Raw genomic sequence first — 20780 nt, forward strand, 5'->3', positions numbered from 1 at the left:
ATGAGTGATTCCGACCTTCCGAACGACGGCGAAATCAAGCTTGTGATGGCCGTCATCCGCCCCGACAAGCTCTCCGATGTGAAGACCGCGCTCGCCGAAATCGGCGCGCCGTCGCTCACCGTCACCAACGTCTCCGGCCGCGGCTCTCAGCCCGCGAAGAAGAGCCAGTGGCGCGGCGAGGAGTACACCGTCGACCTCCACCAGAAGGTCAAAGTCGAGTGCGTCGTCGCCGACATCCCGGCCGGCGACGTGGTCGACGCCATCGTCGACGCCGCCCACACGGGCGAGAAAGGCGACGGAAAGGTGTTCACGTTCCCCGTCGAGAGCGCCGTCCAAGTCCGCACCGGCAAGAACGGACGCGACGCGGTCTGAGCCGCTCATTCTCTGTCGGCGGTTTTCGTACCGTCTCCGCGTCCGTCGCTCTGGCCGGCGACGAGGTTATATCGGTTCGGTCGAACGTACCGGTGGCCCCTCGCGGGGCGAGAACCGAACCCACGCGAAACCGTTTTTCCGCTCCGCACCGAGCGTCGTGACGATGAGCGGTGGCTCCACGTGGTGACTGTCGCGGTCCTCGGCGGACTCGCCGTCGCGCTGTTCGGAATGGCAGTCGCCGGACTCCTCGCTGACCGGTACCTCTCCGAACCCGACGACCTCCGCGCCGACCTCCTCGTCAGCGACGCGAACAAGTGGGCCGTCTTCGCCCTGCTGTGTGGCTACGTCCTCGTCGTCGAGGGGCGACCGCTGTCTTCGATGACCGGTCGCTCGCTGGACCCCCTCGCGTTCGTCGCGGTGGTCGGCGGCGGCGTCTTCGTCCTGTTCGCCGCGAACGCGGTGACGACCCCTGTCTTCGACCGACTCGGCGTGGGGGGCCTCGACGAGGGGATGACCGGACTGGCCTCGCTGTCGGTCAGACACCGGCTCTTCGTGGCCGGGACCGCCGGCGTCACTGAGCAGGTGCTGTTCCACGGCTACGCCGTCGAGCGACTCCTCGAACTCACCGGCAGTCCGCTTCTCGCGGGCGGCGTCTCGTTCGCCGCGTTCACCGCGAGCCACGCCGTCGGCTGGGAGCGCGGCGCGGTCGCCAGAATCGCCGTCCCCGCGCTCCTGACGACGGTCATGTACCTTCTCGTGCGCGACGTGGTCGCGCTCGCCTGCATCCACGCGCTCAACGACGCGGTCGGGCTGCTCGTGGCCGGGTCGGTCGAGGAGGCTGGCGATGCCGACGGCGCTGACGCCGCCGCGGACGGGACGGCGCGGTAGGTCCGCCGCAGCCCCGACGCCCGACAGTTCATGCCGACCGTGTCGTCTACTGGTTCGCTGGTGGCAGGTGCGGCCGACCCAGTAAGGTCTTTCCCGCGAGCGGTCGAACCGGCGCGCATGAACCACGACGAGTCAAGGGCGCTGTACGACCGCGCGCTGTCCGTGCTCGCGGGCGGCGTGAACTCCTCGGTCCGGGCGACGCAACCGTACCCGTTCTTCGTCGAGCGCGGCGACGGCGCGCACGTCATCGACGCCGACGGGAACCGCTACGTCGACTACGTGCTGGGCTACGGGCCGCTGCTCTACGGCCACGACGCCCCCGAACCCGTCCAGTCGGCGGTCCAGAAGCACGCCGCGGCCGGGCCGATGTACGGCGCGCCGACCGAAATCGAGGTCGAACACGCCGAGTTCGTCGCGCGACACGTTCCCTCCGTCGAGATGCTTCGGTTCGTCAACTCCGGCACGGAGGCGACCGTCTCGGCGGTCCGCCTCGCCCGCGGCGTCACTGGCCGCGACAAAATCGTCGTCATGCAGGGCGGCTACCACGGCGCACAGGAGTCCACGCTCGTCGAAGGCGGTCCCGGCGGCGCAAAGCCCTCGACGCCCGGCATCCCCTCGTCGTTCGCCGACCACACTATTCCCGTCCCGTTCAACGACGAGGAGACCGTCCGCGAGGTGTTCGAGGAACACGGCGAGGACATCGCGGCGGTGCTGACCGAGCCGATTCTGGCGAACACGGGCATCGTCCACCCGGTCGACGGCTATCTCGAAGCCCTCCGCGACGTGACCGAGGAACACGGCGCGCTCCTCATCTTCGACGAGGTCATCACCGGCTTCCGCGTCGGCGGCCTCCAGTGCGCCCAGGGCAAGTTCGGCGTCACGCCCGACCTCACGACGTTCGGGAAGATTATCGGCGGCGGCTTCCCCGTCGGCGCGGTCGGCGGCAAGGCCGAACTCGTCGAGCAGTTCACTCCCGGCGGCGACGTGTTCCAGTCGGGGACCTTCTCGGGCCACCCGGTCACGATGGCCGCGGGCCACGAGTACCTGAAGTACGCCGCCGAAAACGACGTGTACGGACACGTCGACCGCCTCGGCGAAAAGCTTCGGTCGGGCATCACGGACATCCTCGAAGACCAGGCACCCGAGTACACCGTCGTCGGCACGGACTCGATGTTCAAGACGGTGTTCACGCGCCACGGGACGGCCGAGCGCGCCGACGCCTGCGCCGACGGCTGCGCGCAGGTTGAGTCGTGTCCCAACTACGACGCCTGCCCGAAGACCGGCGCGGACGTATCGAAGGCGGAGACTGACCGCTGGGAGCGCGTCTTCTGGCAGGAGATGAAAGACCAGGGCGTGTTCCTCACGGCGAACCAGTTCGAATCGCAGTTCGTCTCCTACGCCCACACCGACGAGGACATCGAGGAGACGCTGGAAGCGTACAAGCAAGCGCTGTAGGCGCGTCCCGGCCTGCGACCCGTGAAGAAGCTTTTTACGACGCTATCGCCCGGGAGAGCCCAAGGTACGCCGGGAGTCCGAGAACGGCGGCCAGTCCGACGGTGAGGAAAAGCGGGACGGCCCCCGTCGGGTCCGGCGCGAAGATGAATCCGAGCGGGAGCGCGACGACGAACGCGACGCCGAAGGTGAGCGCGAGACGGAGGGACCTGTTCACGTCGGAGGCGTCGCCGCGAAGGCGGATAACTGTTCGGCACTTCGACACGAACGCGGTTCGGCCGTGCGAGCGACGGTCGCTCGCGCGACTGCGACCCGGCGCGAACGCGACTCACTCGGCCCGCAGTCGCGCTTCGGCCGCCCGCCACAGCGGCGGGTAGGTCAGGGCGACGCCGGCACCGAGACAGACCGCCCACGAGACGAGGATACCGACTGGATTTCCTTGGAGTTCGAGGAGGACTAACAGCGGAATCCAGACGGCGGTCACGACGAGGCCGATACCCCAGACGCGGGCGACGAGACGGAGGCGAAGGGGGCGCGCGAGGAGGAGCGCGAGCGCGATGAACGCGGCCGCGACGAGGCCGGCGAACCACGGCGGTTCGACGCCGACCGAGGAGAGAAACAGGTCGAGAGGCGCGACGACCGAGGTCAGGCCGAACAGGAGGAGCGCGACGACGACGAAGTCGCCGACCTGCCGGACGGCCGAATCGAGGGCGGGCATCGTCCGGGTCGTCGCGCGGGGACTGTATCGGTCTTCCGTTCGGGTTCGACCCGACGCGCGGGAGCGAACTGGAGGGCTTTTCAACGCGGGGACCGGACTGACGCGTATGACTACAACACTTCGCTTGGCGACGCGAGGGTCGGCGCTCGCTCGCGCACAGGCCGCGAGCGTGCAGGGGGCGCTCGCGGGCCGCCGACTCGACGTCGAACTCGTCGAAGTCGAGACCACGGGCGACCGGATTCAGGACGAACTCATCCACCGACTGGGCAAGACCGGCGCGTTCGTCCGCGCGCTCGACGAGCGCGTCCTCGACGGCGACGTCGACGCCGCGGTCCACTCGATGAAGGACATGCCGACCGAGAAGCCCGCCGACCTCGTCGTCGCAGGCGTTCCCGAGCGCGCGCCCGCCGGCGACGTGCTCGTGACGGCCGAGGGCCACGACATCGACGACCTCCCGGAGGGAGCCGTCGTCGGCACGTCGTCGCTCCGCCGGCAGGCCCAACTGCTGAACTACCGCGAGGACCTCGAAGTCGAGCCCCTCCGGGGCAACGTCGACACCCGCATCGAGAAACTGCTGGCGACGCACCTCCAGCGCGAACACGAGGCCCGCGTCGAAAACGACAAAGAGCGGCAAGAAAAGAAGGGCAAGACCGACCACGAAGAGGCGTTCGACGAGACCGCAGACGAGTGGTTCGAAGGCCTCACGGAACTCGAACGGCAGGCGCTCGGCCGGAAGGTCGAAACCGAGTACGACGCCATCGTCCTCGCCGAGGCTGGACTCAAGCGCAGCGGGCTCTCGGAGAAGGTGAACTACGAGCGCCTGCCGCGGACGACGTTCGTCCCCGCACCCGGACAGGGAGCCATCGCCGTGACCGCCGCGGACTCGGAGGTCATCGACCTCATCCACGACAAGCTCGACCACCCGCGGACCCGCGTCGAGACGACCGTCGAGCGGACCATCCTCGCCGAACTCGGCGGCGGCTGTATCGCCCCGGTCGGCGTCCACGCCCTCCTGCAGGGCGAACACGTCCACGTCGACGTGCAGGTGCTGGCGACCGACGGCTCGGAAGCCATCAAGACCTCTCGTGACCTCCCGGTCGGCAACCACGCCCACGCCGCCCGCGAGTTCGCGGCGGCCCTGCGCGACCGCGGTGCGGGTCAGTTAGTCGAGGCCGCCCGCGAGGAGGCCGAGGAGTGAGATGACGGCCGACGACGCGGAATTCGGAACGGCGGACGAGCGGTCGACCGGCGCGCAGTCGACCGGCGACGCGACCGACGGTGACGGCGTCGGCACGGTCCACCTCGTCGGCAGCGGCCCGGGCGACCCGGAACTGCTGACGATGAAGGCCGCCCGCCTCATCGACGAGTCCGACGTGGTGCTCCACGACAAGCTCCCCGGCCCGGAGATTCTCGGGATGATTCCGGCCGAGAAGCGCGAGGACGTGGGCAAGCGCGCCGGCGGCGAGTGGACGCCGCAGGAGTACACGAACAACCGACTCGTCGAACTCGCCCGCGAGGGCAACGACGTGGTTCGCCTGAAGGGCGGCGACCCGTTCGTCTTCGGCCGCGGCGGCGAGGAGATGGAGCATCTCGCCGACAACGGGATTCCCTTCGAGGTCGTGCCGGGCATCACCTCGGCGGTCGCCGGGGCCGGCGCGGCGGGCATCCCCGTCACCCACCGCGACCATGTCTCGTCGGTGTCGTTCGTCACCGGCCACGAGGACCCGACGAAAGACGAGTCCGCGGTCGACTGGGACGCGCTCGCCGCGACCGGCGGGACGCTCGTCGTCCTCATGGGCGTCGGCAAACTCCCGCTGTACACCGCCGAACTCCGCGAGGCGGGGATGGACGGCGAGACGCCCGTCGCCCTCATCGAGCGGGCGACGTGGCCCGACATGCGCGTCGCCACCGGTACCCTCGACACCATCGTCGACGTGCGCGACGAGGCCGACATCGAGCCGCCCGCAATCACCGTCATCGGCGAGGTCGCGGCGACCCGCGACCGCGTGAAGCAGTTCCTGCAGGGCGGCGGCGCGGACGCCATCGCTGAAGCCGACCCGACCGCGGGAGATGCCGGAGGAGACGAATGAGCCAGCAGGTCCGCGCGGCCGTCTTCCGCCCCGACGACGACCGCATCGAGCGCGCCGTCGAACTCCTCGACTCGCTCGGCGCGACCCCGGTCCCCGACCCGATGCTCGAAATCGAACCGACCGGCGCGACGCCCGAACCCGGCGCGTTCGTCGTCCTGACGAGCAAGACCGGCGTCGAACTCCTCGACGAGGCCGGCTGGAACCCCGGCGACGCGGTGCTGTGCTGTATCGGCCCCGCGACCGCCGACGCCGCCCGCGAAGTGGGTTGGACAGTCGACCGCGTCCCCGACGAGTACACCTCGGCCGGACTGGCCGAACACCTCGCGCCCGACGTGGACGGCGCGACGGTCGAAGTCGCCCGGAGCGACCACGGCAGCCCAGTCCTCACGGATGGCCTGCGCGACGCGGGCGCGGACGTTCACGAGACGGTGCTCTACCGACTCGTCCGCCCCGAGGGAGCCGGGAAGTCGGCCGAGCTGGCCGCGGCCGGTGACCTCGAAGCCGCCCTGTTCACCTCGTCGCTCACGGTCGAACACTTCCTCGACGCCGCCGCGGAGCGCGGTGTCCGCGAGGAGGCAATCGCCGGCCTGAACGACGCCGTCGTCGGCGCAATCGGGCCGCCGACCCGCGACACCGCCGAGTCCCGCGGCATCGACGTGACGGTCGTCCCCGACGAGGCGACGTTCGAAGCGCTCGCGGTCGCCGCGGTCGAGACCGCCGCACCGACGTATCACGAGTGACGTGACGGGAGCCGAGGCGGAAGCCGAGACGAGAGACGGCTCGTGGCGCGCCGTCGGCTCGGTCGCCGGCTGGCAGACCGCCGCGAGCCTCTGTTACTACGCCATCTTCGCGGCGACCGGCTTCGTCCGCGACGCGTTTTCGGTCTCCGAGTCGTTGGTCGGACTGTTCCTGACCGCCGGACTGCTCGGCTACACGGTGTTTCTCTTTCCGAGCGGCGCGGCCGTCGACGGCTACGGCGAAAAGCCCGTCATGGTCGTCGGCCTGCTGGCGCTCTCGGTCGCGCTCGTCGGCGTCACGTTCGCACCGCCGTCGTACCTCCTGTTGTTGGTGACGGTGGCGCTCCTCGGGGCGGCCTACTCGACCGCGATGCCGGCGTCGAACCGCGGCATCGTCGCGGCCGCGCCCGCCGGGAGCAAGAACCTCGCCATGGGGCTGAAGCAGGTCGGCGTCACCGTCGGCAGCGGGGCATCGTCGCTCGTCGTCACCGGCGTCGCCGTCGTCGCCGCGTGGCAGGTCGGCTTCTGGGTCATCGGCGTTTTCGCCGCCGGCTACGCGCTCGTCTTCGCGACGCGCTACCGCGGGAATCCGGGGACCGGCCAGCTCGAACGCCCCCGACTCGCCGGACTCGGCGACAACCGCGCCTACGTCGCGCTCGTCGCCGCCGGGCTGTTCATCGGCGCGTCCATCTTCTCGATGCTCGGCTACACCGTCCTCTACGTACAGGACGTGGTCGGGACTGGCCCCGCCCTCGCTGGCGGCGTCCTCGCGGCGACGCAGGTGACAGGAAGCGTCGGCCGCATCGGCGCGGGGAGCCTCGCTGACCGACTCGGCGGGGCCCGCGGCGCGGCCACCGTCGCGCTGGTCCAACTGGCCGGGGCGGTCGCGCTCTTTTCGCTCCTCGTCGGGACCGGCGGCTCGTTCGCGCTCACCATCGCCGTCTTCGTCGCGCTCGGCCTCACCATCCACGGCTCGACCGGCGTCTTCTACTCCTGTCTGAGCGGCGTCGTCGACGACGGCGACATCGGCGCGGCGACCGCCGGCGGCCAGACCGCGCTCAACGTCGGCGGCCTCGTCGCCCCGCCGCTTTTCGGCTTCGTCGTGGAGTCGACGGGCTACGGGGCCGGCTGGGCGCTCGTCGCCGGTTCGACGGTGCTCGCAACCGTCCTCCTGTTCGTCGTCAGACGGCGAATCTGACGGGCGGTCGCCGTCGACCAGTTCCTCGTCCCACGGGCGAGCCTTCTTATACCGAACCGCGGCAAGAGCGACACATGTCCGCCGTCGAACTGGAGTGGAAACGAAGGGGTTCCGTGCCCGAACTGCCAGCGTTTATGCCGGAGAGGGCGTGAGTATCACACCAATGGACGGACCCGTCCCCGAACTCACAGAGCACGCGGCGGCCTGCGCGGCCCGCCTCCGCGACGCCGACCGGGTGCTCCTCGCCTCACACATCGACGCCGACGGGTTGACGAGCGCCGGCATCGCCTCGACCGCGCTCGAACGCGCCGAAATCCCCTTCGAGACGGTGTTCTGCCGCCAACTCGACGAGGCCGCCGTGGCCGACATCGCGGCGACCGACTACGACACCGTGCTGTTCACGGACTTCGGGAGCGGCCAACTCGACATCATCGCCGAGTACGAGGCGGCGGGCGACTTCCACCCCGTCATCGCCGACCACCACCAACCCACCGAGGGCGTCGAGACCGACCACCACCTCAACCCGCTTCGGTTCGGCCTCAACGGCGCGAGCGAACTCTCCGGCGCGGGCGCGAGTTACGTCCTCGCGCGGGCGCTCGAACCCGAGCGCGTCGACAACCGCGACCTCGCGGCCCTCGCCGTCGTCGGCGCGGTCGGCGACATGCAGGACACGAACGGCGAACTCCGCGGGGCCAACGCGGGTATCGTCGACGAGGGCGTCGCGGCCGGCGTCGTCGAGGAGGGAACCGACCTCCGCATCTACGGCCGCCAGACCCGCGCGCTCCCGAAACTGCTCCAGTACGCGACCGACGTGCGCATCCCCGGCATCTCGAACAACGAGGCCGGTGCCATCGAGTTCCTGACCGAACTCGACGTTCCCTGCCGCGACGACGACGGCGAGTGGAAGCGGTGGGTCGACCTCACCGGCGACGAGCGCCAGACGCTCGCCAGCGCCCTGATTCGCCGCGCCATCGCCAGCGGCGTGCCCGCCTCCCGCATCGACGACCTCGTGGGGACGACCTACGTGCTCTCTCGGGAGCGGGAGGGGACCGAACTCCGCGACGTGAGTGAGTTCTCGACGCTCCTGAACGCGACCGCGCGCTACGACCGCGCCGACGTGGGCCTCGCGGTCTGTCTCGGCGAGCGCGACGCGGCGCTCGACCGGGCGCGCAGGCTCCTGCGGAACCACCGCAAGAACCTCTCGAACGGGCTCCAGTGGGTGAAAGAACACGGCGTCCGCGTCGAGGACAACCTCCAGTGGTTCGACGCGGGCGACGAGATACGCGAGACCATCGTCGGCATCGTCGCCGGGATGGCCGTCGGCACCAACGCGACCCGAAGCGGGATTCCCGTCCTCGCGTTCGCCGACACGGAGGAGGGCGAGGTGAAGGTTTCCTCGCGCGGGTCGTACGTGATGGTCCGAGACGGCTTGGACCTCTCGGCGGTCATGCGCGAGGCGTCGCGGTCGGTCGGCGGCGACGGCGGCGGCCACGACGTGGCCGCGGGCGCGACGATTCCGAAGGGCGAAGTCGAGGCGTTCATCGCCGAGGCGGACCGCATCGTCGGCGAGCAGTTGGCAGAGAGCTCGGATTAGTCGTCGACCGGGTTTGACCCGAACCGCGCGGGCACCCAGTTCTGGCTGTCGATTGGTGGCCGCTCGTACCCGTTGTCGTCCTGTCTGGCCGGGAGTTCGATAGGGTCGGGCGTGAGGTCCTCGTAGTCGATTTGGTCCAGCAGGTGCGAGATGCAGTTGAGCCGCGCGTGGCGCTTCACGTCCGCGTTGACGACGTGCCACGGCGCTTCGTCGGTATCGGTGTGTTCGAACATCCGGTCTTTGGCCTCGGGGTAGTCGGCCCACCGAGAGCGCGCTTCGAGGTCCATCGGGCTGAGCTTCCAGCGGCGCTTCGGGTCTTCGTTTCGCTTCTGGAACCGCCGTTCCTGCTCCTCGTCGCTGATGGAGAACCAGTATTTGACGAGGATGATGCCCGACCGCACGAGCATCCGCTCGAACTCGGGGCAGGTCCGCAGGAACTCCTCGTACTCCTCGTCGGTACAGAAGCCCATCACCCGCTCGACGCCCGCGCGGTTGTACCAACTCCGATCGAAAAGCACCATCTCGCCCTCCGTCGGAAGCTGTTCGACGTACCGCTGGAAGTACCACTGTCCCTGTTCGCGCTCCGTGGGTTTGCCGAGTGCGACGACCCGCGCCACCCGCGGGTTGAGCCGGCGGGTGATGCGCTTGATGACGCCGCCTTTCCCCGCGGCGTCCCGCCCCTCGAAAACGACGCAGACCCGGAGGTCGTGTTCCTTTATCCAGTACTGGAGTTTCACCAGTTCCTCTTGGAGGCGGTTCAACTCGCGTTTGTAGTGTTTCTTCTTCAGGACGCCCTCGTCGTTGTAGCGGGGCTCGTCGGTCGACATACGAGAACTGCGTGCCCCGTGAACAAATAGCAGGCAGGGGAACGAGGTCGGGGCGGTTCAGAGGTCCGAACAGACCTGCTCGCCACTCACGATTTCCGGGACGACGACTTCATCGGCACCGGCGCGACGCGCGAGCGCCTCGTCCATCTGGTCGCCCGCGCGGACGACGAGTTTGGCGTCGGGGGACAGCCGACTCGCCGCGATGGCAATTTGGATGTTCACCTTGGAGTCGTCAATCGCGCCGACGACCGTCGTCGCGCGTTCGACGCCCGCGTCTTCGAGTCTGTCCTCGCGACGGGCGTCACCTTCGACCGCGAGCAGGTCCGCGTCGAGCGCACGCTGGTACTGCGCCTCCTTGCTCTCGACGACGACCACGTCGCGGCCCATCTCGCGGAGCCGCGCCGCCACTGTCTTCCCGAAGGTTCCGTAGCCGCAGACGATTATGTGCGATTCGAGTTCCGCTATCTCTCGTTGGAGTTTCATCTGGTCGAGTTCCTCGCGTATCTGCCCGCCGAAGGCCGCGGAGACGAACGTCTCGCCGGCCCACAGCCCGGTTCCGATGAGGCCGGTGAGAATCACGATGGCGTACGCCTTGACGAGCGTCGCCGGCCCCTCGTGTGTCTGGTAGTGGAGTTCGATGCTGGTCGGGTCGAGCAGCCAGAACGCCGCGTCGACGAGGGACGCGCCGGCGAGGGCGCTGAACCCGCCGACGCCGGCGACGACGAACGCCGCGACTGCGACGAGCGGCCGGACCATCCGCCGGAGCAACGGTCTGTGCGCCAGCGCGTCGATGAGAATGCGGCGGTCGTACGTCACGGAGGCGCGGACACCTCGTGGGAGCGCGACCGGTCTGGCTCGTGCGGCCCGCAATCGCGGCGAATCGGGCGGTCCGACGATGAAATAGTACTAGTCTGTCCACATTCAGAAATATTCGACTCGCGTTTGAATCTATATTCGATCATGTAGCCAGTGTTCGACAACCTTTCGAGTATAAAATTGTTTGTCCTTAAACAACCCAATATTCTGGCTATGACTCCCTGATTCGGATTCAGGCACAATTAGATATAGCGGAATATAATTTATCATGGCCGGAGATGGGAGAGGGAACGACCGGGTGTAGACTGCGCTCGCGTTCGGTTCAGGCTCGAAATCCGCGAAATCCTCATATCGGATGGTTGTGTATGTCATGGCACCGGCACGCATGCCGGAGTGGGGTGAACGATGGCGACTGCCAACTCAAACGAGGCCGAATACGACTACCCGGTCGGCTACGAACCGGAGGTACAAACAGAGACGGTCGAACTGGACCGTCGAACCGTCGAGCGACTCGACGCGCTGCGCGAGGACGACGAGTCGTACGACGAACTGATAACCGAGCTCGTGTCCATCTTCGCGGCGAGCGAACTCTCCGCCGCGCGGGTGGACAGCCCGCTCATCGAGTGACGCCCCGCGTCGCTCGATTTTCCGCATTTGAGACGCCCTGAGAGCGGAATCACCGTGTGGGAGGCAAGTAGTCGATAAATGGGACTTTGCTATACAGAATCCGAAATCCCGACGAACCAACCGTCCGATTTTTTGCCGGGAGCGCGAAAGCTCCGAGTATGACCGATTTCGACCCCGAGAAGTTCGAGGACAAGTACGCCAACTACTTCCCCGAACTCCAGCGCGCGTACAAGAACGCCTTCGAGACGATGAACGACGAGTTCGACTCGTCGCTCATCCACGGGGTCGACCAGCAGATTCTCAACGAGTCCGAGCCGTTCTACGAGGACGGCGACTTCTCCGTGCGGCTCCCCGAGAACCCCGCCGAGCGACTGACGGCGGTCGAAATCGACGATGACGAGCTTGACGCCGTCCTCGACCGCTACGTCGACGAGATAGAAGGCGAGCTTCGGCGGGTCTTCGGCGTCGAGGCGTAACCCCGAACCAAAGGCCTAAGCACGTTCACCTCGAAGCCGCGTGCATGAGCACGGAGACGCAGGACGGCGAGGACGACCTCAAAGAGCGTGTCGTGAACTTCCTCCGTCGGAACTTCCCGCAGATCCAGATGCACGGCGGCAGCGCGGCCATCCGCGACCTCGACCGCGAGACCGGCGAGGTCACCGTTCTCCTCGGCGGCGCTTGCTCCGGGTGCGGTATCTCCCCGATGACCATCCAGGCCATCAAGACCCGCATGGTCAAGGAGATTCCCGAGATCAACGAAGTCCACGCCGACACCGGCATGGGCGACGACGGCGGCATGGGCGGCGACAGCCGCGGTGGCAGTCCGTCGTTCCCCGGCGACACCAGCGATGACACGACCGACATCGAAGACGACCAGGGCCCGCAGGCCCCGTTCTAAGTCGGCGTTCCGGACGGTTTCGTCTCGTCGTCGGCCGAGAACAGGAGTTTTATCGGCGACTACTCCCCACCCTCGGGTATGACTGCCGAGTCGCCCGAGAACGTCCTCTTCGTCGTCATGGACACGGTCCGCAAGGACCACCTCACGCCGTACGGCTACGACCGCCCGACGACGCCGGGGCTCGACCGATTCGCCGACGAGGCGACTGTCTTCGAGCAGGCCGTCGCGCCCGCGCCGTGGACGCTCCCGGTCCACGCCTCGCTTTTCACCGGGATGTACCCCAGCCAGCACGGGGCCGACCAGGAGAACCCCTACCTCGAAGGCGCGACGACCCTCGCCGAGACGCTCTCGGCGGCCGGCTACGACACCGCCTGTTACTCCTCGAACGCGTGGATAACGCCGTACACGCATCTGACCGACGGCTTCGCCGAGCAGGACAACTTCTTCGAGGTCATGCCCGGCGAGTTCCTGTCTGGCCCGCTGGCGAAGGCGTGGAAGACGATGAACGACAGCGACGCGCTCCGGACGCTCGCGGACAAACTCGTCAGCCTCGGCAACACCGCCCACGAGTACCTCGCCGGCGGCGAGGGTGCGGACTCGAAGACGCCCGCCGTCATCGACCAGACCATCGACTTCATCGACGACTCCGAGGAGTTCTTCGCGTTCATCAACCTCATGGACGCGCACCTGCCGTACCACCCGCCCGAGGAGTACAAAGAGCGCTTCGCGCCCGGCGTCGATTCGACCGAGGTCTGCCAGAACTCCAAGGAGTACAACGCCGGTGCCTACGAGATTGGCGACGACGAGTGGGATGACATCCGCGGGCTCTACGACGCCGAAATCGCCCACATCGACGACCAACTCACCCGGCTTTTCGACCACCTGAAAGAGACCGGGCGCTGGGACGACACCATGGTCGTCGTCTGTGCGGACCACGGCGAACTCCACGGCGAACACGGCCTCTACGGCCACGAGTTCTGCCTGTACGACCCGCTCATCAACGTCCCGCTCATGGTCAAACACCCCGACCTCGATGCGGACCGACGCGACGACCAGGTCGAACTGGTCGACCTCTATCACACGGTCCTCGACTCGCTCGGCGTCGAGGGCGGCGAACCCGCGAGCCCCGGCGACGACGCGGTCGGCCTCGACCGCACGCGCTCGCTCCTGTCGGCCGACTACCGGGAGTTCGCGCGCGCGTCGAGCGACGACCCCGGCCAGCGCCGAGACGGCGAGTACGCGTTCGTCGAGTACTCCCGTCCCGTGGTCGAACTCAAGCAGTTAGAGGAGAAGGCCGCGAGCGCCGGCATCGAACTCCCCGAAGACTCGCGGTTCTACTCGCGGATGCGGGCGGCGCGGCGGGCCGACGCCAAGTACGTCCGAATCGACCGCGTCCCCGACGAGGCCTACCGAATCGACGTCGACCCCGAAGAGACCGAGAACGTCGTCGATTCGGACGACGAGGCGGTCGCCGAGACGGAGGCCGCCCTCGCGGCGTTCGAAGACGCCATCGGCGGCGCGTGGACCGACGCGCTCGACACCGACGTGTCGGACGACTCCGTGGACCAGATGGACGACGAGGCACAAGACCGCCTGCGCGACCTCGGCTACCTCGAATAGACCGACGCCGAGTCTACCGCTTAGCGTATCCCTTCTCCCCGCTCCCATGCCCGAAGGAGCGCCGCGAGCGTCCGGTTCGTCGGCACTTCGAAGCCGTGTTCGGCGGCGGTATCGACTACTGCGCCGTTGATGGCGTCGACCTCGGTCCGCTTTCCGGCCGCGACGTCCTGCAGCATCGACGAGCGGTTCGCGGCGGTCTTTTCGACCACCCGGTCGACCGCCTCGCGGGCGACGCGGTTCGGGAGCGACACGCGCTCTAATCGGGCGACTCGGGCCGTCTCGCGGGTGGCCCGGTGTGCGAGTTCGCCGGCGTCGTCGCCCGCGAGCGCGCCGTTTTCGACCCGTGAGAGCGCGGTGACGGCGTTGATGCCGGCGTTGACCGCGAGTTTCTCCCAGCGCCGCCTCGGCATGTCGGTGGCGACGAGCGTGTTGAGTCCCGCGTCGCGGAACGCCTTGCCGACGCGCTCGGCGAGCGGGTCGGGACCGCCGTCGAGCGCGCCCAAGACGATCCGGCCAACCCCGGTACACTCGACGCGACCCGGTTCGACGAGCCGAGCACCGTAGGTCGCCGTTCCCGCGAGGACGGGCGCGTCGAGACGAGAGGCGAGCATCTCCTCGGTGAGCCCGTTTTGGAGCGATAGCACCGCACCCACGTCGCAGTCGGCGAGCGCGTCGGCCGCCGCCGCGGTGTCGAACGATTTGACGGTGACGAGCGCGAGGTCCGCGCTGTGGCCCGTCTCGGTCGTCGTCGCGGCCGGTGAGACGTGCGCCGACTCGGCACCGACGATGTCGAGACCGGCCGTCGACACCCGCGCTGCGTGCGGGTCGCGGGCGACGAGCGTCACGTCGTGGACCGGCGCGAGGAGGCCGCCGACGAGCGTGCCCAGACTGCCCGCCCCGAAGACGAGAATACGCATGGCTACCCGTACTCGGCGGACGACAAAAATGGCGAGTTTCGCGGCGCGGCGGTCGAACCGGTCGACCCCTCAGTCCTCGGTCCAGTAGTAGAGTTTCTCGCGCTCGGCACCGCAGTTCGGGCAGATGTCGGGCAGTCCGTCGAGGTCGCCCATCTCGCCGCAGTCGCTACACCGCCACATCAGCTCGGCCTCGCCGAACTCGTGACCGGCGCGCTCGTGTTCGACGGACATCCCCGCGAGCCCCTCGCGGGTCGTCACGAAGAAGCCGTCGTCGTCGAAACCGCGGATGCTCCCGAGTTTGGTTCCGTCCTCCGCGTACACCGTCATTCCCACCGTCGGCTGTGTCTCGTCAGCCATACGCGACTAGTCGTTGCGCAAGCGGATAAAAAGGAACGGCCGAATCGGTGACGAACGCCTGCAGAAGTTCGGCCCGCGAGGGAGGAGTATATAAATAATAAACTGGATAACGCGATATAGAATTTCCAGATGTGTCTCGATGTGGCTTGGTGTCCCTGACAGCGTGGCTGAGTCGCAACGAGGGAGAGTTTCGGTCGCGCGCGCACGAGAAGCACTAGAGTGGACATTAGTGAGCAGAGTCAGCTAATGACGTACGATACTGGAGAAGGGCGGCCGAGATGCTACGAGAGATGCCAACTATGCTGGTCGAAGGTCAGTATCACAAGCGGCACGGCCGCTCGACTCGCAAAACCTGGAGGAAAAACCGACCGCTAGACTACATGAAGTCCGCGATGCCAGACTGCTCGTTCTCCACTTTTTCCGAGTCTCGCTCCGCTCGACTCGCAAAACCTGGAGGAAAAACCGCCGCTAGACTACATGAAGTCCGCGATGCCAGACTGCTCGTTCTCCACTTTTTCCGAGTCTCGCTCCGCTCGACTCGCAAAACCTGGAGGAAAAACCGACCGCTAGACTACATGAAGTCCGCGATGCCAGACTGCTTGTTCTTGTCGTTCTCGAAGACCGATTCGAGGCTCTTTTCGAGCACTTCGAGGCGCTGTTTCGTGTAGTCGCGGCAGTCGAACTCTTCGGCCACCTGAATCGCGGTGTCCATGTACTTGTTCACGGAGCCCTGGTGGACCGTGAGGTTCACCCGACCGCCGCATTCGCGGCAGTCGCCCGAAAGCGGCATCCGCCGGTACTTCTCGCCGCAGTCGAGACACCGCGTCTCCTGTCGCGAGAAGGCGCGGAGGTTCCCGATGAGGTCCGGCAGGAAGTGGTACTCGATGACGCGCTCGGCCACGTCCGTCTCGTCGACCGCCCGGAGCTTCCGTGCGAGGAACAACTGGGCGTCCATCTTGTCCATCATCGACCCGAGGGTCTTGTACGCAGAGAGGTCGGGCCCGGCGGCGATGTCCGTGGTGTCGTGGGTGTGGTCGAACCCGGTGTACTCGCGGTCGGTTCCGAGGTACTCCTCGGCGATGGTGACCTCGTCCTCCCAGTCGTCGGGGTCTTCCATCCGCAGGGTCGCCTCGTAGAACTCGCGAGGGTACTGCCGCACGATGTCCATGTTGTGCGCCTCGTCGTCGATTTCCGAGGGATCGATGCGGGAGGACATGACGAGCGGCGCGTCCATCTGCCCGCCGCGCTTGTCGGGGAGATATTCTTTCGAGAAGTTGAGAAGACCGTCCATAAGAAGCATGACACAGTCTTCGTCCCCGTCGCACTGCGCGACGTGGAGGTCGTTGGCGACCAGCGAGTTGGTGTCTTCGACGGTCAACGAGTAAGTGTGGTCGATATCACTTTCGAGGTATTCGACCGAGACGACTTCGTCGAGCCACGTGTCCCCGCCGTCCGAGAAGAGACGCTGGCTTCGGATGTCCGTGTCGTCGAGAGCGCTCGCCAGCGCCTCGCTCTTTCGAGGGAGGTGGAAACCGACTTCCTCGGCAAATCGAACCGCGTTCTCCGACGTGACTTTGAGGACCCACGAGTCGAACGTCGGGACCGCGTCTCCGTCGTAGAACTCCGCCACCGCACCTGTTTGTGGTGTTCGGCGCTCAGAGTAGGTCTTCGAGGCGATGCCGAAGCGTTTGAGCGCGGCAACGAGGTCGCGTTTGAGGTCGTCGCTCACGGTGTGTGCGCGAACTTCCACACGGTCCGAAGACGCGCTTCCGTCGCCGGAGAAGTACGCCGACAGGAAGGACCGAAGAACTGGCTTGGGACCGGTGAGTATCGAGTCCGGGACGCCCTTTTCCTCGGCACGCGACCCACATCCGATGACGTCCGCAAACAGCGACTGAACAAGTCGGCTCGAAATCGTGACCTTCCACTCGTTCTCCTCGAATGCATCGACACCGAGTGCTTCGCTAACGGTATTGAGGATGCGTTCGCGGGCGAGTTCGTCCGGAATACAGATCGTCGTCTGGTAGAAGTTTCCAGGCGACGCTCTCGTGAATCCTTCTGCGGCGTAGTATCCCAGTACAGTTCCGAACGCCTCGTCGATATCGAGCACTCTCGAAACAGTCGCGGTATCGCGACGAACGCCGAGAGATATCTCACGCGGAAGCGCGTCGACGACCGTTTCGACGTCTCCGAGAACTTCCACGAACACCGAGGCTGGAACGCTGTCGCGAGAGACCCAGTTGTAAACCGTCGAGTCGCTCCGGCCGAGTCGCTCGGCGACCGGTTTCAGATAGCCGCTCGCTTCGGTATGTTCGTCGAAGAGCGACCGAATTCGGTCCGCACCGAGACCCCGAATCATCAGGTCATCAGCCGGGATCGACCCGCCACTCAGGAACTCATCGAGCAAGTCGAACTGGACCGGGTCCGCGTCGATGTCGACGCACTTGGGCGACGGAAGTGAGTCGCCTTCGTCGAGTTCGTGCGCAGGGCCCCGGGTGAAACCGCCGTCGTCGGCTCGAATCACCGTGTGATCCGGGGTAACCGTTAGTTCTCTCCCGCCACGGGTCTCGATGCGAACGAGGTGATCCTGTGCGACATGCTTAGAGACTGCTTCGACCGGTTTGACCGTCTCTCGGCCGTCTCTAGTTAGAGACGGAACGTACACGTCTCCGTCCAGCTCCTGAACGAGCGTCCCGAAGTCGTCGGTCTCTGGGTCATCGAGCCGCTTCTCGACGAGCGTTCGAACCTCGTCGTATCGCCACCGGTCGGTCTCGTCTCGGTACCAGACCTTCGTCTCCGGATGGAAGCAGTTCCGACGTTTTGCCGCGTGGAAGTACGGATGCGCGTATCCGACCGCGGCTGTCGTGAATCCGACAACTCTACCGACGACCGCGGCAGAGGTGTGGGGGGCCATCCCGAAGACGAGTTCGCCGATGAGGTCGTCGCGCTCTTCGATTTCGTAGAACCGGTCGAGGCCGTAGAACTGTTCGAGGAGGTCGTCCACGAAGTCGGCGGTCTGCATCATGTGCTGTGCCGCGCCGTTCGAGAGGACGATGTCCTGGACTTTGAGTTCGACCAGTTGGTCGTCGAACCGGAGGGGTTCGCCGTCGATATCAGTCTCGTAGCCGAGTTCGCGGAAGTGGTCGGCCGTCACGTCGAGTTCCTCGGGGCGGACCGCGGTGACGGGCAGGTCGGTCATGTCGTAGCGGACGGTGCCGTCTTTGAACGACGACACGTCGTGTTTCGCCCGCAGGACGCCCTTCTCGATGGGTTCGGGCGTCTTGTTCGCGGAGGTGAGCCCCTTCACGCCCTTGAGAATCTGGAACGACGACTCGCGTTCGCCGACGCGTTCGAGGGCGTCGCGGTACTCGGTGTTCAGGTCGATGTCTTGCCATTCGGCGCTCTCGACGTCCCACTCGCAGCGCTCGCAGTAGACGCGACCGGACTCGTCGGGTTCGATGACGGACCCGCAGTCGTTGCACTCGTAGTGGGGTTCGGTGTGGCCGCCGCAGTCGGGGCACTTCGACTTGAATCCGAACGCGCCGCAGTCGGGGCACTTGCGCTGGCCGAGGCGGACCGAAATCTGGCCGCGCCTACCGGACTCGCCGCGGTGTCTGGCGGCGTCGCCCACGTCGCGTTGGCTCCCCCCGGCCTCGCCGATGGGGAACAGCGTGTGGACCGCCGGCGAGAGGTCGCGGCGCTCGGACTTCTCCGGGCGACCCATGCGGTTGCCGATTCGGGTGGGCGCACGCTCACGGACGGTGAAGGGCGCGACCTCGTTGACGGCCTCGACGGCGTTGTCGCCGTCGTCCCACGTGCGGGCGTGCTCCGAGAGGTCATCGAGTTCCCACGTCCGCTCGCGGTCGTCGGTGAGACCGAGACTCCGGGCGAGCGGTCGCCACACGGGAACCCGAAGCGTCTCGTCGGTCTGACGGTGGGCGACAAGTAAGTGTTCGAGCGCCTCCCGAATCTCCGGCGTGTTGTCGAGGACGAGCGTGCCCTCCAGTCCGCGCTCGGGTTCGTTGGCGTGTTCGAGCGCGCCGGCCGTGCCGCCGTCGGCTTCGGCGGCGACGACCTCGCCGGCCGCGACGGCGTCGGCGAGCGCGTCGAATCGCTCGACTGAGATGTCGTGCCAGAGATAGGTGTACGTCGGGTGCAGCGGGGCGTCGAACTCAGTCGCCCACGAGAGCGCCTGTTCGACCGACGGCTCTTCGAGGTCGACGGCGGGGTCGTCGCGGAGCGCCTGCACGTTGGCCTCGGTCGCCTCGAAGTCCTGAATCCACCACTCGAAGACGTACGAGGCGGGCGCGAGCGAGTGGTTGTTCTCGACGAACTCGCCGAAGTTGACGAGGTACTCGCCGAGGTCGAGAATCTTCTCGACGCCGTTCTGGAGTTCCTCCGCCTCTTCGGGATCGTCGATGCGACGCACGTCGCCGTTGGCGAGTCTGACCGTCGGCCCCTCGATGGAGTCGACTGGGACGACGCCGCCGGCCTTGCCGGGGCGTTCGGTCTTGATTTGGGTGCCGGTGGCGATGAAGTCGTCCACGATGTGCATCGTCGCGGGGTGGACGCCCGCGGTCGCGAAGCCGTGGTTGCGGGCGCGGCCATAGCGCAGGCGGAAGCCGCCGGGTGCGGAGGGGTGGCCGAACACCGGGCGGCCCGCGATGAGGTCGCGGAGGAACTTGGTCGCGGGTTCGACGCGGGTCGGCCCGTCGGGGGCGTCGCTCTCGGCATCGTCGGCGTCGGTGTCTGAGTCGGCGTCCGCCTCGTCGGCCTCGTCGCCGCCCTCTCCGGCGTCGTCGGCTTTCGCGGCCTTCCTGTCGTCCTTGCCGATGGTACCGTCGATGAGGTCTTGGAGCCACGGCCAGTCGACCTCGTCGAGCTGTCGGGTGTAGCGCTGAATCTTCGGGGCCTTGAGGGCGATACCCTCGGCCATGACGAGACACATGCCGCCGCGGGCGGAGTTGGTGTCGACGCGTTCGAGGTCGCGGTAGCCCGAAACCTCCTCGTCGCCGGTTGCCTCGCCGTCGAGCATGATGGGCATGTTCTCGGCGATGAAGCGCGACTCCTTGTCCTTCGGCGAGTACTGGAGCCCCGTTTCCTTGTCGTAGAGGTTAACCTCCTCGACGTAGCGCTCGACCTCGTCGGTTCGGGCCTTGTACTCGTCGATGTCGAGCAGCGACCGGGCGTAGTCGGCGACGAGCACAGACAGCGCCTGCGCGGTGCCACCCGCCGAGCGAATCGGGCCGGCGTAGTAGACGTTGACGAACTCCGTGCCGTCGTCGTTCTCGAGGATTTCGACGCGGTCGATGCCCTCGATAGGTGCGGCGACGACCCCCTCGGTGAGGAGGGCGACGGCGGTGCGGACCGCGCCCTCGACTTTGCCCTCGCGGGAGTCGTAGTCGCCGACGTTGCCGTCGACGAAGTCGGTCACGAGTTCGAGCGCGGCTTCCTCGCGGGACATCTCGCCTTCGAGTTCGCGGACGCGCTCTGCGACGCCGTCGATGCCGAGGATGTTCTCCACGCGGTCGGCCATGTCCTTGGCGACCGGAATCTCGACTTCGGTCTTCGGGTCGTACCCCGTCGCCTTCGCGGCCTCCGCGAGGTCGAACGCCTCGTCGAGGCGGGCTTCGATGCGACGGAAGTACCGGGAGTCCTCCTCGCGCACG

General features: G+C 67.0%; 19 protein-coding genes. 12 read left to right on the top strand and 7 right to left on the bottom strand.

Annotated elements, in window-relative coordinates; all coding sequences use genetic code 11:
* From AM590_RS13605 to AM590_RS13615, 3 genes are all read left to right on the top strand, one after another.
* Entirely contained in the window at positions 1–372 is a 372-nt protein-coding gene (locus AM590_RS13605; RefSeq protein ID WP_082677743.1) for a P-II family nitrogen regulator, read from the top strand.
* A gap of 180 nt (positions 373–552) precedes the next feature.
* Positions 553–1260, top strand: coding sequence for a type II CAAX prenyl endopeptidase Rce1 family protein (locus AM590_RS13610; protein ID WP_058827945.1), 708 nt, complete (start codon positions 553–555; stop codon positions 1258–1260).
* A 117-nt stretch (positions 1261–1377) separates the two neighbouring features.
* Entirely contained in the window at positions 1378–2715 is a 1338-nt protein-coding gene (locus AM590_RS13615) for a glutamate-1-semialdehyde 2,1-aminomutase (RefSeq protein WP_058827946.1), read from the top strand.
* A gap of 34 nt (positions 2716–2749) precedes the next feature.
* Here the strand turns inward: AM590_RS13615 and AM590_RS13620 are convergent, their stop codons facing one another.
* Together AM590_RS13620 and AM590_RS13625 are read right to left on the bottom strand one after the other, a co-directional pair.
* Positions 2750–2929, bottom strand: coding sequence for a chitin synthase (locus AM590_RS13620; protein ID WP_253245826.1), 180 nt, complete (start codon positions 2927–2929; stop codon positions 2750–2752).
* 111 nt (positions 2930–3040) lie between these two features.
* Complete coding sequence (locus AM590_RS13625) at positions 3041–3430, bottom strand: hypothetical protein (RefSeq protein WP_058827948.1); 390 nt, start codon at positions 3428–3430, stop codon at positions 3041–3043.
* Between the two features lie 124 nt (positions 3431–3554).
* Between AM590_RS13625 and hemC the strand changes: the two genes are divergently transcribed.
* The 5 genes from hemC (at position 3555) to AM590_RS13650 (ending at position 9049) form a co-directional block, all read left to right on the top strand.
* Positions 3555–4628, top strand: a complete 1074-nt coding sequence (gene hemC / locus AM590_RS13630) for a hydroxymethylbilane synthase (protein ID WP_172795810.1) — start codon at positions 3555–3557, stop codon at positions 4626–4628.
* Between the two features lies 1 nt (position 4629).
* Positions 4630–5520, top strand: coding sequence for a uroporphyrinogen-III C-methyltransferase (gene cobA, locus AM590_RS13635; protein ID WP_058827950.1), 891 nt, complete (start codon positions 4630–4632; stop codon positions 5518–5520).
* On the top strand, positions 5517–6260 hold the full coding sequence (locus AM590_RS13640; RefSeq protein WP_058827951.1) for a uroporphyrinogen-III synthase: 744 nt from the start codon (positions 5517–5519) through the stop codon (positions 6258–6260). The genes cobA and AM590_RS13640 overlap by 4 nt, the downstream gene beginning before the upstream one ends.
* Position 6261: 1 nt before the next feature.
* Positions 6262–7455, top strand: a complete 1194-nt coding sequence (locus AM590_RS13645; RefSeq protein WP_058827952.1) for an MFS transporter — start codon at positions 6262–6264, stop codon at positions 7453–7455.
* Between the two features lie 163 nt (positions 7456–7618).
* The gene (locus AM590_RS13650; RefSeq protein ID WP_058827953.1) at positions 7619–9049 is read left to right on the top strand and encodes a DHH family phosphoesterase; all 1431 of its coding nucleotides are present in this window, start codon (positions 7619–7621) and stop codon (positions 9047–9049) included.
* Here AM590_RS13650 and ppk2 read toward each other — a convergent pair.
* Together ppk2 and AM590_RS13660 are read right to left on the bottom strand one after the other, a co-directional pair.
* Positions 9046–9876, bottom strand: a complete 831-nt coding sequence (gene ppk2 / locus AM590_RS13655; RefSeq protein ID WP_058827954.1) for a polyphosphate kinase 2 — start codon at positions 9874–9876, stop codon at positions 9046–9048. The two genes, AM590_RS13650 and ppk2, sit on opposite strands and share 4 nt — an antisense overlap.
* 57 nt (positions 9877–9933) lie before the next feature.
* Positions 9934–10692, bottom strand: a complete 759-nt coding sequence (locus AM590_RS13660) for a TrkA family potassium uptake protein (RefSeq protein WP_082677744.1) — start codon at positions 10690–10692, stop codon at positions 9934–9936.
* 405 nt (positions 10693–11097) lie between these two features.
* Here AM590_RS13660 and AM590_RS13665 point away from each other — a divergent pair, with 405 nt between their 5' ends.
* The 4 genes from AM590_RS13665 (at position 11098) to AM590_RS13680 (ending at position 13837) form a co-directional block, all read left to right on the top strand.
* The gene (locus tag AM590_RS13665) at positions 11098–11319 is read left to right on the top strand and encodes a hypothetical protein (RefSeq protein ID WP_004973972.1); all 222 of its coding nucleotides are present in this window, start codon (positions 11098–11100) and stop codon (positions 11317–11319) included.
* A 158-nt stretch (positions 11320–11477) separates the two neighbouring features.
* Complete coding sequence (locus AM590_RS13670; protein WP_004973973.1) at positions 11478–11795, top strand: DUF5783 family protein; 318 nt, start codon at positions 11478–11480, stop codon at positions 11793–11795.
* Positions 11796–11839: 44 nt separating this feature from the next.
* Positions 11840–12217 carry a NifU family protein gene (locus tag AM590_RS13675; protein WP_004973974.1) on the top strand — a complete coding sequence of 126 codons (378 nt, stop codon included), beginning with the start codon at positions 11840–11842 and terminating at the stop codon, positions 12215–12217.
* A gap of 78 nt (positions 12218–12295) precedes the next feature.
* Complete coding sequence (locus tag AM590_RS13680) at positions 12296–13837, top strand: sulfatase (protein WP_058827955.1); 1542 nt, start codon at positions 12296–12298, stop codon at positions 13835–13837.
* Positions 13838–13857: 20 nt separating this feature from the next.
* On the opposite strand, the gene AM590_RS13685 is transcribed toward AM590_RS13680, so the two are convergent.
* From AM590_RS13685 to AM590_RS13695, 3 genes are all read right to left on the bottom strand, one after another.
* Positions 13858–14754: a ketopantoate reductase family protein gene (locus AM590_RS13685; RefSeq protein ID WP_058827956.1), complete on the bottom strand. Its 897-nt coding sequence runs from the start codon at positions 14752–14754 to the stop codon at positions 13858–13860.
* Between the two features lie 69 nt (positions 14755–14823).
* Entirely contained in the window at positions 14824–15111 is a 288-nt protein-coding gene (locus AM590_RS13690; RefSeq protein WP_058827957.1) for a rubredoxin-like domain-containing protein, read from the bottom strand.
* A 571-nt stretch (positions 15112–15682) separates the two neighbouring features.
* Positions 15683–20779, bottom strand: a complete 5097-nt coding sequence (locus tag AM590_RS13695) for a DNA polymerase II large subunit (protein ID WP_058827958.1) — start codon at positions 20777–20779, stop codon at positions 15683–15685.
* Between the last annotated feature and the right edge of the window lies 1 nt (position 20780).

Source organism: Haloferax sp. Q22 (assembly GCF_001482285.1).
GTDB lineage: Archaea > Halobacteriota > Halobacteria > Halobacteriales > Haloferacaceae > Haloferax.